Annotated in this window: 13 protein-coding genes; 6 read left to right on the top strand and 7 right to left on the bottom strand. The window is 57.1% G+C overall.

Annotated elements, in window-relative coordinates; genetic code table 11:
* Nucleotides 1–45 precede the first annotated feature (45 nt).
* Both TR2A62_RS15500 and TR2A62_RS15495 read left to right on the top strand, forming a co-directional pair.
* The gene (locus TR2A62_RS15500) at nucleotides 46–639 is read left to right on the top strand and encodes a hypothetical protein (protein ID WP_009158513.1); all 594 of its coding nucleotides are present in this window, start codon (nucleotides 46–48) and stop codon (nucleotides 637–639) included.
* Nucleotides 593–1,039, top strand: coding sequence for a hypothetical protein (locus TR2A62_RS15495; protein ID WP_150103507.1), 447 nt, complete (start codon nucleotides 593–595; stop codon nucleotides 1,037–1,039). Before TR2A62_RS15500 ends, TR2A62_RS15495 begins: the two co-directional genes overlap by 47 nt.
* A 32-nt stretch (nucleotides 1,040–1,071) precedes the next feature.
* On the opposite strand, the gene TR2A62_RS15490 is transcribed toward TR2A62_RS15495, so the two are convergent.
* Entirely contained in the window at nucleotides 1,072–1,851 is a 780-nt protein-coding gene (locus tag TR2A62_RS15490) for a class I SAM-dependent methyltransferase (protein WP_009160152.1), read from the bottom strand.
* Between the two features lie 62 nt (nucleotides 1,852–1,913).
* Here TR2A62_RS15490 and gloB point away from each other — a divergent pair, with 62 nt between their 5' ends.
* From gloB to TR2A62_RS15475, 3 genes are all read left to right on the top strand, one after another.
* On the top strand, nucleotides 1,914–2,702 hold the full coding sequence (gene gloB / locus TR2A62_RS15485; protein WP_009157644.1) for a hydroxyacylglutathione hydrolase: 789 nt from the start codon (nucleotides 1,914–1,916) through the stop codon (nucleotides 2,700–2,702).
* Nucleotides 2,703–2,893: 191 nt separating this feature from the next.
* A complete protein-coding gene (gene clpA / locus TR2A62_RS15480; protein WP_009160106.1) occupies nucleotides 2,894–5,218 on the top strand; it encodes an ATP-dependent Clp protease ATP-binding subunit ClpA in 2,325 nt (774 codons plus the stop codon).
* Entirely contained in the window at nucleotides 5,215–6,201 is a 987-nt protein-coding gene (locus TR2A62_RS15475; protein WP_009158962.1) for a M23 family metallopeptidase, read from the top strand. The genes clpA and TR2A62_RS15475 overlap by 4 nt, the downstream gene beginning before the upstream one ends.
* Here the strand turns inward: TR2A62_RS15475 and TR2A62_RS15470 are convergent.
* From TR2A62_RS15470 to TR2A62_RS15460, 3 genes are all read right to left on the bottom strand, one after another.
* The gene (locus TR2A62_RS15470) at nucleotides 6,198–8,375 is read right to left on the bottom strand and encodes a peptidoglycan -binding protein (protein WP_009159298.1); all 2,178 of its coding nucleotides are present in this window, start codon (nucleotides 8,373–8,375) and stop codon (nucleotides 6,198–6,200) included. The two genes, TR2A62_RS15475 and TR2A62_RS15470, sit on opposite strands and share 4 nt — an antisense overlap.
* A 3-nt stretch (nucleotides 8,376–8,378) precedes the next feature.
* The gene (locus TR2A62_RS15465) at nucleotides 8,379–9,566 is read right to left on the bottom strand and encodes a MotA/TolQ/ExbB proton channel family protein (RefSeq protein WP_009158147.1); all 1,188 of its coding nucleotides are present in this window, start codon (nucleotides 9,564–9,566) and stop codon (nucleotides 8,379–8,381) included.
* A 71-nt stretch (nucleotides 9,567–9,637) separates the two neighbouring features.
* On the bottom strand, nucleotides 9,638–10,174 hold the full coding sequence (locus TR2A62_RS15460; RefSeq protein ID WP_009160574.1) for a gamma-glutamylcyclotransferase: 537 nt from the start codon (nucleotides 10,172–10,174) through the stop codon (nucleotides 9,638–9,640).
* 63 nt (nucleotides 10,175–10,237) lie between these two features.
* Between TR2A62_RS15460 and TR2A62_RS15455 the strand changes: the two genes are divergently transcribed.
* A complete protein-coding gene (locus TR2A62_RS15455; RefSeq protein WP_009157915.1) occupies nucleotides 10,238–11,230 on the top strand; it encodes a DUF2125 domain-containing protein in 993 nt (330 codons plus the stop codon).
* Here the strand turns inward: TR2A62_RS15455 and TR2A62_RS15450 are convergent.
* From TR2A62_RS15450 to hisC, 3 genes are read right to left on the bottom strand one after another with little or no spacing between them, the layout of a single operon-like run.
* Complete coding sequence (locus tag TR2A62_RS15450; protein WP_009159002.1) at nucleotides 11,227–12,078, bottom strand: extensin family protein; 852 nt, start codon at nucleotides 12,076–12,078, stop codon at nucleotides 11,227–11,229. The genes TR2A62_RS15455 and TR2A62_RS15450 overlap by 4 nt on opposite strands.
* On the bottom strand, nucleotides 12,078–13,004 hold the full coding sequence (locus TR2A62_RS15445; protein ID WP_009157309.1) for a prephenate/arogenate dehydrogenase family protein: 927 nt from the start codon (nucleotides 13,002–13,004) through the stop codon (nucleotides 12,078–12,080). Before TR2A62_RS15445 ends, TR2A62_RS15450 begins: the two co-directional genes overlap by 1 nt.
* Complete coding sequence (hisC, locus tag TR2A62_RS15440) at nucleotides 13,001–14,092, bottom strand: histidinol-phosphate transaminase (RefSeq protein ID WP_009160019.1); 1,092 nt, start codon at nucleotides 14,090–14,092, stop codon at nucleotides 13,001–13,003. Before hisC ends, TR2A62_RS15445 begins: the two co-directional genes overlap by 4 nt.
* Nucleotides 14,093–14,117: the final 25 nt, after the last annotated feature.

Below are 14,117 nucleotides of genomic sequence, written 5' to 3'. Positions count from 1 at the left end.
TCTCTCGCACCACTTACAAATTCTATTACTGTCTAGGAGAGTGTCGTGACTGGGTTTGGTGTTTTTGAATATGGCGTGCTGGCCTTTATGGTCCTTGGCCTTGCCAACAGCTTTTTTGATCTCGATTTCGGAAAAATTCTGGGATCTGAGCGCGGCGACGACGAGACAACAGATCCTGGTGTCGCCACGATCACCGATGACGAAGGCACCGTCAGCACGATTGACCTGGCGATGTCGACCGATGTGATTGGTACGACCGGCGACGATACCATCCAAGCAGACGAAGCATCGGCGCTTGCTTTGAATGTACGGGGCGAAGAAGGCGACGATACAATCAACGTAGGTTTTGGTGCGAATGTCGACGGCGGTGAAGGTGATGACACGATCAACCTGAACATCACGGCCGAGGCGCTCGAGGTCGAAAATGCGCGTAGTGGCACGATCGATCTGACCGAACCCGAAGATGCGCTGAACATCGAATTGCCAGATGAGTTCGAGGGCAACGTCCATGTTGTCACATTGACCGAGACTGTCACCAATGGCTCGGAGATCACAACAACCGAAACAATGTATCTGACCACATCTGAAAGCGATGAAGCGTTCGATCCGACACAGTTTAATTCCATCGAGGAAGATTAATTCCATCGAGGAAGAAGAAGCTGCCGGCTACACCCGTCTTGCGGTGATTGGCTTGGGCAGCACTGTCGATACGCTGGACGCAGACGGCAACGTCGAATCCACAACGGGCGCTATCAACGCGGACCCCCTTGTGGTTGTGGATGCCGAAGTCACCACGACCACCGAAGTTTTGGCATCTTCTGATGCGGCGGATGATGAAGGTGACGACGAGACGGAAGATACAGGAACCGACGACACGGAAACAGATGACGGCGCAGGTGGTGAAGAAGACGACACCGAGACCGCGGACGATTCTGAGGAAACGGACGACGGAGCCGAGGAAGAAGACGCTGGTGAGGAAACCGGAGACACCGGCACAGATCCAGAAGATGAAGAAGAAGATACTGCGGTCGCAGTGTAAGTGGTCGTCGCAGCAACAGCTCTTACAGACGCCTAAGGTTCTAGGCGCTGCGTTCTTGGCGATGCCCGACCTCTTGCTGGTTCGGGCGTCGCGATCCCTTCTAGGACACGCAGCGGTTTGCGCACTTTTTCTGTTAGACCAGACCTAGGTTTTGCCGCGACCTGCTTGCTGACTTCGACCATCAACACCCCGCCCGCGGTGATCCACGGCAAACTGCTTCCCATACGCTCCCAAAAAGCGGCTGTCTTGCGCCAGAATTTGCGGTGCGAGGGTGGTTGATAGAGCGTAGACAACGTGTGTTCTGTAACAAACCGATGTTTGCGCAATTGCGTTTCAAGCTGGCCCAACGAATAGGGCCGCCCATACCCCAATGGCGTCTGGTCGCGCCGCGACCATAGGCCTGCGCGGTTCGGAACCACAAACACGGCCCGCCCCCCCGGACCTAGAACGCGCCAACATTCCTCGAGCAGGGCAGCTGGATAGTCAGACGTCTCGAGCCCGTGCATCACGACCAACCGGTCAACGGTACCCGTTTCAATCGGCCATAGCATTTCCTGACACAGGACGCTGATATTATCGGCGCCATCCGGCCACGCCATAACGCCTTGTGGTCCCGGCATGAGCCCGACAACCCGCCGCGCTTCGCCCAAGAACGGACGCAGCAATGGCACAGCAAACCCAAAGCCCACAACCGACTGGCCCTTGGTTTCGGGCCACATTTCTCGCAAATGATTCCGCACGGTTTTTTGCGCGGCACGACCAAGCGTGCTGCGATAGTAAAAGCTGCGTAGATCCACCACATCAAGATGCATTGCGCATTGGCTCCGTCCTTGCGACAGTTGTACCCACGATAACAGCAAGGCGCGCAAAAGCTATGGCAATCGAAATCGTCACCCTGCCCTGTCTTGAAGACAACTATGCCTACATCATCCACGACCCTGTCAGCACGGCGACAGCACTGGTTGATGTGGCCGATCATGAACCGATCTTGGCCGAGCTTGACCGTCGTGGCTGGCGCCTGACCGACGTTTGGATCACGCACCATCATTGGGATCACGTTGATGGCCTAGCCCCGCTATTGGACGCGCTTGCAGCCAAGGGGATTGCGCCACTTGTTACTGCAGCTGCCGCCGATATGCACCGCATGCCAGAAGGATTGATCACAGACACGGTCGAGGAAGGCTCGAACATGCGGTTTGGCGATCATCCTGTCCAAGTCTTTGATGTCTCGGGTCACACCATTAACCACATTGCGTTTTACCTCGCGGCTGCAAATGCTGCGTTCACTGCCGATAGCCTGATGGCGTTGGGATGTGGCCGCTTGTTCGAAGGTACACCCGCGCAGATGTGGAAAAGCTTGCAAAAACTGCGTGTTTTGCCACCTGAAACGGTCATTTGTTCCGGCCATGAATATACCGCGAGCAACGCCAAATTCGCGCTGACTATTGAACCTGACAATTCCGAGCTTATCTCTCGCGTCCGGGCCGTTACTGCGGCGCGGGACAAAGGCGTGCCAACTGTACCCAGCCTATTGTCGGATGAAATCAACACAAACCCGTTTTTGCGCGCAGATCACCCCGATCTGCAACACGCAGTCGGTATGGCAGGTGCGAATGCGTCTGAAGTCTTCGCTCACGTGCGCCGCGCCAAGGATCAATTCTAGGGCAAAACGCCACAGACACGCCCCATTTGAGGGCTAAAAACAGGGCCGAACACACCGAATGGTGATTTTGTGACCCGAAAAACGAAGAAACTGCTTGAAGTGCGGCGATTTAAGCCAAACTTTAAGAGTTAGAGGCCACGGTTGGAACGGGCACTCGCCCACCCCGACCCCGATTATGAGGAGCACGCGACGTGCCGTCTTTCTCGAACACGCTGGAACAGTCCATTCACTCTGCCTTGGCGCTCGCCAATGCACGCAATCACGAGCTCGCAACGCTCGAGCATTTGTTGCTTGCGTTGATCGATGAACCCGACGCCGCCCGCGTGATGCAGGCCTGTTCAGTCGATCTCGATGATCTGCGCAAAACCCTCACGACATTCATCGAAGATGATCTCAGCACACTCGCCACCGATGTCGAAGGATCCGAAGCGGTTCCAACGGCCGCATTCCAGCGTGTGATCCAGCGTGCAGCGATCCATGTGCAATCCTCTGGCCGCAACGAAGTCACAGGCGCAAACGTGCTGGTGGCGATTTTCGCGGAACGTGAATCGAATGCGGCGTACTTCCTGCAAGAGCAGGATATGACCCGCTATGATGCTGTGAACTTTATCGCCCATGGTGTTGCCAAAGATCCGGCGTTTGGCGAAGCACGCCCAGTCAGCGGCGCGCCCGATCTCGACGACGAGCTGGGCGCACCAGAAACCGAAAAAGAAGAATCCGCGCTCGAGAAATATTGCGTCGATCTGAACGCCAAAGCACGCAAGAACGAGATCGACCCACTGATCGGTCGCAGCCACGAGGTAGAGCGCTGTATCCAAGTGCTGTGCCGTCGTCGCAAGAATAACCCGCTGCTTGTAGGCGACCCTGGCGTGGGTAAAACTGCAATTGCAGAAGGCCTCGCTCGCAAGATCGTTGCAGGTGAGACACCCGAAGTCCTGTCTGGGGCCACAATCTATTCGCTCGATATGGGCGCATTGCTGGCCGGCACACGGTATCGCGGTGACTTCGAAGAGCGGCTCAAGGCTGTGATGACCGAGATGGAGGATCATCCAGACGCTGTTTTGTTTATTGACGAGATCCACACCGTCATTGGTGCTGGTGCGACATCAGGCGGCGCGATGGACGCGTCTAACTTGCTGAAACCTGCATTGCAGGGTGGCAAGCTGCGCTGCATGGGATCGACCACCTACAAAGAATTCCGTCAGCACTTTGAAAAAGACCGCGCCCTGTCGCGTCGTTTCCAAAAAATCGACGTGACCGAGCCATCTGTCGAAGACGCGATCAAAATCCTACGCGGTCTTAAGCCGTATTTCGAAGAGCACCATTCGATCAAATACACGTCGGATGCGATCAAGACTGCAGTCGAGCTATCGTCGCGCTATATTAACGATCGCAAGCTGCCAGACAAAGCCATCGACGTCATCGATGAAGCTGGCGCTGCTCAACATCTGGTTGCTGAATCCAAGCGTCGCAAGACAATTGGCGCCAAGGAGATCGAAGCCGTCGTCGCAAAAATTGCGCGTATCCCGCCCAAGAACGTCAGCAAAGACGATGCCGAGGTTCTGCGCGATCTCGAAAAATCGCTCAAACGCGTTGTCTTTGGCCAAGATCCGGCAATCGATGCTCTGTCCTCAGCGATCAAGCTAGCGCGTGCCGGTTTGCGTGAACCTGAAAAACCGATTGGTAACTACCTCTTTGCGGGTCCAACCGGCGTCGGTAAAACCGAAGTTGCAAAACAGCTGGCTGACACGCTTGGCGTCGAGCTGCTGCGCTTTGACATGTCCGAGTACATGGAAAAGCATGCGGTTTCGCGTTTGATTGGTGCACCTCCTGGCTATGTTGGCTTTGACCAAGGTGGCATGCTGACGGATGGTGTTGATCAGAACCCTCACTGCGTTCTGCTGCTCGACGAGATGGAAAAGGCACACCCTGACGTCTACAACATTCTGTTGCAGGTGATGGACCACGGCAAATTGACCGACCACAACGGTCGTACCGTCGATTTCCGCAATGTGATCTTGATCATGACATCGAACGCGGGCGCAACCGAACTGGCCAAGGCGGCGATCGGATTTGGCCGTGATCACCGCGAGGGTGAAGATACTGCCGCGATCGAACGGACGTTTACGCCAGAATTCAGAAATCGGCTTGATGCGACCATTTCCTTTGCTCCATTGCCCAAGGATGTCATCCTTCAGGTCGTCGAGAAGTTCGTGCTGCAGCTCGAGGCACAGCTGATGGATCGCAACGTGACCATCGAACTGTCAAAACCGGCTGCAGAATGGCTGGCTGACAAAGGGTATGATGTCAAAATGGGTGCGCGTCCTCTGGGCCGCGTCATTCAAGAACACATCAAGAAACCGCTGGCCGAAGAGTTACTGTTCGGCAAGCTCGCCAAAGGTGGTGTGGTCAAAGTGGGCGTCAAAAAGGGTGAATTGCATCTGGAAACACTTGCCCCAGAACAACCGCGCCTCTCTGACAAGGGCGACAAGCCACCGCTGTTGACGGCCGATTGATCAAACAGACGACACATGCCGCAATTGGGGCGGCTCTGACCCTCGCAACGCCAGCCGTTGCGAGGGATCCTATTTTGCGGCAACCCATCGCCTGCACCTTGGGTGAGACCTGCTATATTCAGCAATACGTGGATCACGACGCCAGCAGCGGGACCTCTGACTTTCGCTGTTCGAAACTAACCTATGATGGCCATAAGGGTACCGATTTTGGGCTCTATTCACTCGCGGATCAGGCTGCGGGCGTTGACGTGCTTGCCGCCGCACCGGGAACCGTGGTCGCCACACGCAACCACATGCCCGACATCCTAAGCAACGCACCAGACGCACCGTCAGTCGATGGTGTTGAATGCGGCAATGGCCTGGTCATTCGTCATGGCGACGGTTGGGAAACGCAGTACTGCCACATGATGCAGGACTCGATCATCGTGTCCAAAGGCGACCGGGTCGCAGCGGATACCGTTTTGGGGCAAGTCGGCCTAAGCGGTCGGACCGAATTCCCTCATCTGCATCTCTCGGTTCGGCATCGGGGCACCGTGATTGACCCGTTTGATGCAGACGGCGGAATATCATGCACCAACAATACAGAAACCACATTGTGGGAAGACCCGATTAACTATGTCCCTGGCGGGATTTTGGCCGTTGGTTTTTCCGAGGAAGTCCCTGCATTTGACGACATCAAGGCCGGCGGCGCCCATGAAACCACCCTTGTGGCTAACGCGGCAAGCCTCGTGGCGTGGGGCTTTGCCTATGGCGGGCAAGTGGCCGACACCATGGCAATCACCATCACAGGGCCAGATGGTACGATCCTCTATGAGGGTGAAAATACGCTGGAACGTAACCAAGCCCAGTTTTTCCGCGCGGGCGGGAAACGTCTGCGCGCAAACGCTTGGCCTACCGGGCGCTATTCAGCAATTATCAAGCTGATCCGTGATGGTGAAATTCTCGACCAGTCCCAAACCGAAATGACCGTGGAACGCCCCTAGCGTTCCGTGAATTTCAGTTCGATCCTGCGGTTTTGGGCCCGCGCCTGGTCTGAATCCCCGTTGGTCACCGGCTGGTATTGGCCAAAGCCATTGGCGGCCAGACGGTTTGGTGGAATGCCTAGAAAATTAACCATGTAAAGCACAACAGACAGAGCCCGTGCTTGGCTCAGTTCCCAGTTGTTGGCGAATTGACCTAGGCCTGACAACGGGGTGTTGTCAGTGTGTCCGTCGACGCGGATCACCCAATTGATACTGGGTGGAATTTCGCTCGCGACACCGCGCAGGATGCCCGCGACTTTTGCAATCTCATCGCGACCAGCGTCGGACAAATCCGCACTGCCAGGACGAAACAAAACCTCGGATGCAAACACAAAGCGGTCGCCTTCAATCCGCACACCGTCTTGACCTTCGAGCAAGTCACGCAACTGTCCAAAAAACTCTGAGCGATACCGCTCGAGATCTTGAGCTTCAGCTTCGAGCCGCTTTCGTTCAGCTTCTTCCAACTCGGCACGCTTGCGCTGTTCTTGGGCGACGCGCGCCAATGCCGCGTTCAATTGCGCGCCCAATGCCTGAATCTCGACGTCCGATGCCGCATCTTGTTCCGAGGCCACATCGAGAAGGGTTTGAAGCGATGCCAGCTGGGTGCGCAATTGCGCGACCTGTTGGTTCAACGCCTCAATCCGCAGCTGGCCTTCGTCTGAAATCGCCTGTTCCTCTGCCAATCGCGCACGCGCAGCCGCAAGAAGCGTTTCTTGCTGCTCTGCTTCAGTCAGGCGATCTTCGATCGCACGCTCGGCCGCGAGACGCGCAGCCAAGGCCGCTGCGAGCTGGTCTCGCAGAGCATCTGCACCCTGCCCTTGTGCATCCATCGCGGCGCGCGCTGCAGCAAGCTCATTGATCGCCTTGTCCCGTTCGGCCAATGCCGCGGCCAATTGATCACGGAGATCAGCAGCACCAGCGCCAGCTTGATCCGCAGCCGCACGGGCCGCGGCCAAATCAGCCTCGACCGCAGCCTTTTGGTCCAGGGCCGCATCCAACGCGACTTGCAGGCGCGCAACCTCGGTCTGGGACGCACCGATTTGCGACGTCAGAGTTGCAATCTCATCGTTCGCAGCACCCAGTTCGGCGGTCAGCGCCGACGTTGTTTCGCCACCCGCCTCAATTGCGGCTTGGGCCGCACGCACTTGGGCATTGATGTCTTCGTTCTCAAGCAGTGCCGCAGCGAGCCGTGCCTCGATTTGCGACCGATCCGCATTGGCGGCCAGCGCTCCTTCTAGCGCGGTGCGAGCCGCCTCAAGGTCGCCATCGCTGACCTCTTGGGCGAGCAGCGCAGCTGCCAGTTGGGCGGCAACATCGTCTTGTGCGGCTTTGGCCGCGGCGAGCAAGGTCAACGTGTCCTCAGCGGCCTGCCTTTGCTCTTCGAGTGCGAGGGTCATTGCGGTCAGTTCGGCATCCGCATCCTGTAGTTTTGCGCGCAACGCTTCGGCTGCTGCTGCATCTACCAACTGCTGTGCTTCTAGCTCAGAGATTTGCGTTTGTGCCGCCTCAAGCGTTGCGGTTGTGTCAGACTGTTCTGCCCGTAATTCAGCAATCAAAGCATCAAGTGCGTCGCGACGGGCTGCCGCCAATCGCGCGGCCTCAGCAGCGGCATCAATTTCATCGCGCGATTGCGCCAGCGCAAGGTTCAGCGCCTCTTGTTCAGAAAGCAGCCGCGATTGCTCTGCCTCAAGCCCTGCGATTTGCTCGCGCGCCTGATCGCGGCCTGCCAATAGGGCAGCGACTTGGGCCTCGAACCCTGTGATCCGCGTTGTGGCCGCTGCCAGTTCGGCGGTTCGGGCATCTCGTTCAGCGGTCAGGCTGGCTATCAATGCAGACTGAGTTGCAGCCTCTTGGGCGGCATTGTCGAGATTGGTGGTGAGGGTTCCAACCTGTGTTTGCAAATCCGCAGCGTCGGCTTGGGAAATACCCAAGGCCTCGTTCAGCGCGATCACTTGGGCCGTCAGTTGGTCCAGTTCGGTTTCTTGTCCAGTGATCGTTTCGCGCAGAACAAATTGCACAACCATAAAGATGGTCAGCACGAACATCAGAACCAGCAATAGCCCTGTCATTGCGTCCACAAACCCCGGCCAGATCGAGGCTTGGAACCGCTGTCCTGATCTGCGGCTCAGCGCCATCGGTTACTCCTTGGGGGCGCGTTTGCGCGCAGGAGGGTTCTGTTGCCGCAGCGCGCGGCTGAGTGCGGCAAGGTCAGTGCGCAACTCGGCCATAGTCTCTTGGCGACCTGCGGCCATCTCTTCGAGAATACGGAGCATTTGGACATCGATCGACCGCAGTCGCATGCGGCTCTCGGCATCCATACCATCACCACCTGCCCCGCCACCTTCGGCCAGCTGGGCGATCAGTCGGTCCTGCCCTTCGGCGACACGGTCCAGTGCTGCAGACCCGCCGCCGGTGTTCAATGAATTCGCGAGCCCCGCAATAGCGCCCGTTAGATTATCTAGTCGTTCATCGACCTGCGCGCGACTGATGTCCGACTGAACGAACATTTGCTGCAGGCTCTCCATTTGTTCGGCCATGTGATCAAGCACGGTGGTCATCGCGTCCTGTTCAAAACTGCCACCATCCTCGCCACTAGAGAAACTGACGCGCGTGATCGTCGACAGCCATTCCTCAAGCTCGCGGTAGAACCGGTTTTGACCGTGGCCTGCGAACAATTCGAGCAATCCTAGGATCAACGACCCTGCAAGCCCCAAGAGAGACGATCCAAAGGCGACACCCATACCGCCGAGCTGCGCCTCAAGGCCGGTCATCAAACGGCCAAAGACCTCGACCCCGCCTTCGTCCTCGGTCGGGGCAAGTGAACGGATCGTATCGACCACAGCGGGAACCGTTGTGGCCAAGCCATAAAACGTCCCCAAGAGGCCGAGAAAAATCAGCATATTGACCAGATAGCGCGTGATCTCGCGTGCCTCATCAATCCGCGTCGCGACGGAATCGAGGATAGAACGGGTCGAACTGGCGCCCATCTGCATCCGCGCGCCGCGAGACCGCAGCAATGACGCCAACGGAGCCAGCAATTGCGGTGCTTTGACCAAATTATGGCCCAAACGTTCCTTTGCAAATCCTTCGATCCAGCCAACAGAACTGATCAACGTGATGACCTGCCAGAAACAGGCGATGACACCTACAAAGAATACCAAAACGATAAAGCCGTTCAGGTAGGGGTTTGCCAGAAACACAGGTGCGACGCTGGGGTACACTAGATAGGCGCCCACGCCCACCAGCGCGAGCACGATCAACATCGATGTAATTTGTCTGACCGGCTGGGAAAATTGCGGTTCAGTCTCGGGGCCCTTGGTGTCCATGTGGACGGGTCCTCTCTGCTCTGTCTCAACTGGGGCTAGGATACGTCCAATGCCGGCAAAACCCAAATAAATTATGCGGTATCGCCAGCAAGCTCGCGGACACGCCCAGTGAGCCATGTCATATCGTCGTCACGGACACCAATTTCGTCCAACATCTGTGTCGTATTATACAGGTATTCGGTGTTCGGCCCCCGCCCACCTGTCGCGTGGGCAATGCGCTGTGCCTGCTCTTCGAGTGGGAAATTACAATACTGTTCGTGTTCGCGGTTGATCACATAGGCCAACGCCGTCAACGCACGCCCGTCATCTGCGTGCAGCGTCACGGTGTCCTCGACATAAGCCGATGAAATCAGCTCGCGCTCACGCAGATACGCAAGCACACGGTCATGATCATCGTCTGCGACCCGCAACGCGAGACCCGTACATGCTTTGCCAGCCGACTGATCCAAGGCCAAAACCAAACCCGGATGCTCGTCTGTGCCGCGGTGATGGATCGACAGCATGCAAAAGCTGCGCGAATAGTCATCCAATCGCGCCCGTACGGTTTCAGCCGCATCAAACCCAGGGTTCCACAACAGCGACCCGTAACCAAACACCCAAAAGCTCATACTGCTGGTTCTCCTTTGTCTGTCGCTATAAACAACGCCCAACTTATGGGAAAGGCCCGTCAGATGCGTAAACTCTTTGTGCTTATCCTCGTCGCCGCAGCAGGCTACAGCGGATATTGGTTTGTCGGATCGTCTGCGGCCGAAAAGGGTGGCATCGCCGCACTGGATCAACTGCAGGCTGATGGGCTCGATATCAGCTATGATAGCCTAACCACCCGTGGCTTTCCTTCGCGGTTTGATACCACGATCGAAAACATCGATATCACCGATCCGGCGACAGGATTGGGATGGGCCGCGCCCTTTGTTCAAATTTTTGCACTGAGCTATCAGCCAAACGAGATCATCACCGTTTGGCCGAACACACAGACCGTCAAGACCCGAAACCAAGATGTCGAAGTTCTGACCCAAGACATGCGTGCCAGCGTCGCCTTTGATCCGAACACCGATCTCACGCTGAACCGCGGCACGATGGAAATTGACGCCGCGGCTTTGCTGCTTGGGGACACCCAAGAGTTACGCTTTGATCGGTCGTTGTCATCTATTCGTCAGGCCGAAGGGCGCACCAACGGCTATGATCTCTATGCTGATGTGCAGCGGTTGAATTTGCCCGATGACGCGGCTGCGTTGCTAGATCCCTCTGGGTCGCTGCCGCGTGCGATCGATCTGGTCAAACTTGACGCCACAGTCGCGCTAGACCGTCCGCTAGACCGTCACACGTCGCCAGTGAACAAACCGCAACCGACCGAAATCAACATGCGAGATGTGTCCATAACGTGGGGCGATATGAGCGTGGCGATGTCAGGCGATCTGGATCTCGACACGACAGGTCTTCCAACGGGCGAAGTCACGCTTGCCCTGCGCAACTGGCCTGCGATGGTCGCCGCCCTACAGTCAGTGGGTGTGTTGGATTTGCGCAGCCAAAAGATGTTATCTGCGACGCTTTCTGGGATGTCCGGTGACGGCGACGGTCCTGTCGAGGTCACCGTCAAGATGCGCAGTGGCGCCATGAGCCTAGGGTTCATCCCACTGGGTCGCGTGCCCCGTATCCGGTTCTAGCGACAGTACGATCCGCTGCGATACCGCGCCGTGTCAAAATGGAAATGATCGCGGTGGAACCTATCCGCCTCGGGGCCAAGCACGGTGCCGAACGGCCCACACGCAGCGCGGTGCATCTGACGCAAGGCGCGCCCTTTGGCCCCGCTGTTCCAATCGGTTAGAACGCTCATCTCGGACTCGTCGTTCAACCCAATGCCAGCAATATCAATTGCACGACCACTGCCATGTTCCGAAACCTTGGCGCCTGGTTGGTTGTTGCGCATCCGGCAAGCAAAGCCCGCTGCGACACGCAATGATCTAATGCCGCCCCCTTGGGTCCCAACGGCAGGTTTTGCACCGTTCTCGACCCATGTGCGCAACGCGCGTGCCGTTGTGCAATCCATCCGCGCGGGGGTGCTAAGCAGAACACCGGCAACAGAACGCACGCGCACCGGATTTACGACACCACAGCCAGCGATCCGCCTCGGTATGTCGGCAATTGCCTCGCCGTGGATGTTCAGATCCCCACAGACCGCACCCCTCGCCCGTTCATCAGAACGTCGCTGGCCCATTGCCAAAATCGCGGCCGGTCTATTTACCGGACGTTCCGTCAAAAGAGGTGCATGTTTGGTCGCCCGGTAGACGATCACACTGCTTTGAAAGGCGCGTTCGGCCAATACAGCATCATTGCGCAACTGAGGACGCAGCGGTCGCAAACTGGCGACGCTCGATGTTGAAATCCGATCTTCTTGGACTGCTGGAATTGTTTGCGCGACGTCACGTGCGATTGGTCGGAGCGATTGGCTTGGCCCATCGGCCAAAGCTGATCCCGCCAAAAGCACTGCGATCGAACCCGCAAATCTGCGCATTAGTTTTCTCCGCCATCCTGTCTGCCAAAGTTCGCAGCCTCTGTATCCTGTCCGGCCTCAACAATACCACGGCGGAGCGCGCGGGTACGGGTGAAATAGGCATGAAGCAGCTCACCATCCCCCGTGCGGATTGCGCGCTGCAACGCAAAAAGTTCTTCGGTAAAACGCCCCAAGACCTCGAGCGTGGCTTCTTTATTGTTCAGGAACACATCGCGCCACATGGTCGGATCGCTGGCAGCAATGCGCGTAAAATCCCGAAACCCAGACGCTGAATAGTTGATCACTTCGCTCTCGCTAACACGGGCGAGATCATCGGCGACCCCAACCATCGTGTAAGCGATCAAATGCGGCGCATGTGATGTGACCGACAGCACCAAATCGTGATGATCTGCATCCATCACGTTGACGTTGCTGCCCAGACCTTCCCAAAAATTGGTGAGGCGCGATACGGCGACACGATCGACATTTTCGCCGGCAGGCACGATCAGACACCAACGGTTGTCAAAAAGTTCAGCAAACCCAGACGTCGGTCCCGACTTTTCGGTTCCCGCAATCGGGTGTGCTGGAATGAAATGCACATTGTCGGGCAACGCGGGGCCAACAGCGTCGATCACCGCGCGCTTGACGGATCCAACATCGCTGACGGTGGCGCCATCCATCAAATGAGGTGCGATTTCCACAGCGATCCCGCCCATGACACCGACAGGGACACACAGGATCACCAGATCGGCCCCTTTGACCGCATCTGCGGCAGTGTCGGTCACGACGTCACACAGCCCAATCTCGCGGGCTGTGGTGCGCGACGCTTCGGATTTGGCATAGCCAACAATTTCATGCGCCAGATTTGCGCGACGAATACCATGGGCGATGGACGAGGCGATGAGCCCCAAACCGATTAGCGCCACTCGATCATATAGCTCGCTCATCCGGTCTCTCCGTCTTCTTTGAATTGCGCGACTGCATGGGCGACCCGTTTGCATGCCGCCTCGTCCCCGATGGTGATCCGCAAACAATTGGGCAACCCGTAGCCACCAACCCGCCGGACCAAGATCCCTTGGGTCTTGAGAAAGTCATCGCATGCATTTGCTTCGACTTTGGTTGCGAACCGCGCGAGGATGAAATTTGCCAGCGACGTGTCAGACGGCACACCCAGCGCGGCTAAAGCTTCGGCTAGCCATGTCCGCCAGCGAGCGTTGTCTGCACGGCACTTGTCTGCGTAGGTTTGGTCTCTTACAGCCGCTTCTGCCGCAGCCAGCGCTGGCACAGATAGGTTGAACGGCCCGCGCACGCGGTTCAGAACGTCAATGATCGCTTGGGGGGCATACCCCCAACCCACGCGCAATCCGCCCAACCCATACAGTTTCGAAAAAGTTCGCGTCATCACAACATTTTCGCGCGCCTCAACAATCGAAGCACCACCATCATAGCCATCAACAAATTCGGCATAGGCGCCATCTAGAACGAGGATCACATGGGGCGGTAGCCGCTCGGCAAGCTCGGACATCTGCGCGACTGAAATCATCGTGCTGGTCGGGTTGGCGGGGTTCGCAATGAACACCAGTCGCGTCTTGTCCGTGCAGCCTGCGACTATGGCATCGATATCCACAACACGGTCACGCTCGGCCACCTCGACAGGGGTCGCGCCCGCCGCGAGTGCCGAAATCCGGTACATCGAAAATCCGTGCTCAGTGAACAGGACCTCGTCGCCGATGCCAGCGTAGGCTTGGCATAAAAAGGTAATAATCTCGTCCGAGCCGACACCACAAATGATCCGCTCCGGGTCGAGGTCGTGGACTTCGCCAATCGCTGTGCGCAGGGCGATTTGATCGGTCGGGGGGTAAATGTTCAGGCCGCGTCCTGCACGACTGTAGGCATCAATGGCTTCGGGGCTTGGTCCCGCCAAGTTCTCGTTCGATGAAAGTTTGAGAACATTGGACTGCCCTTCGGCACCAGATGCGCCACTTTGGTACAGTTTGATGTCCATAATGCCAGATTGCGGCGTGATCGCAGTCATTGTCGTTCCCCCTTGATTGGGTTTC

It is taken from the genome of Thalassobium sp. R2A62, assembly GCF_000161835.1.
Lineage (GTDB): Bacteria > Pseudomonadota > Alphaproteobacteria > Rhodobacterales > Rhodobacteraceae > Thalassobium.
This window is presented reverse-complemented; position numbering and strand designations above follow the sequence as displayed.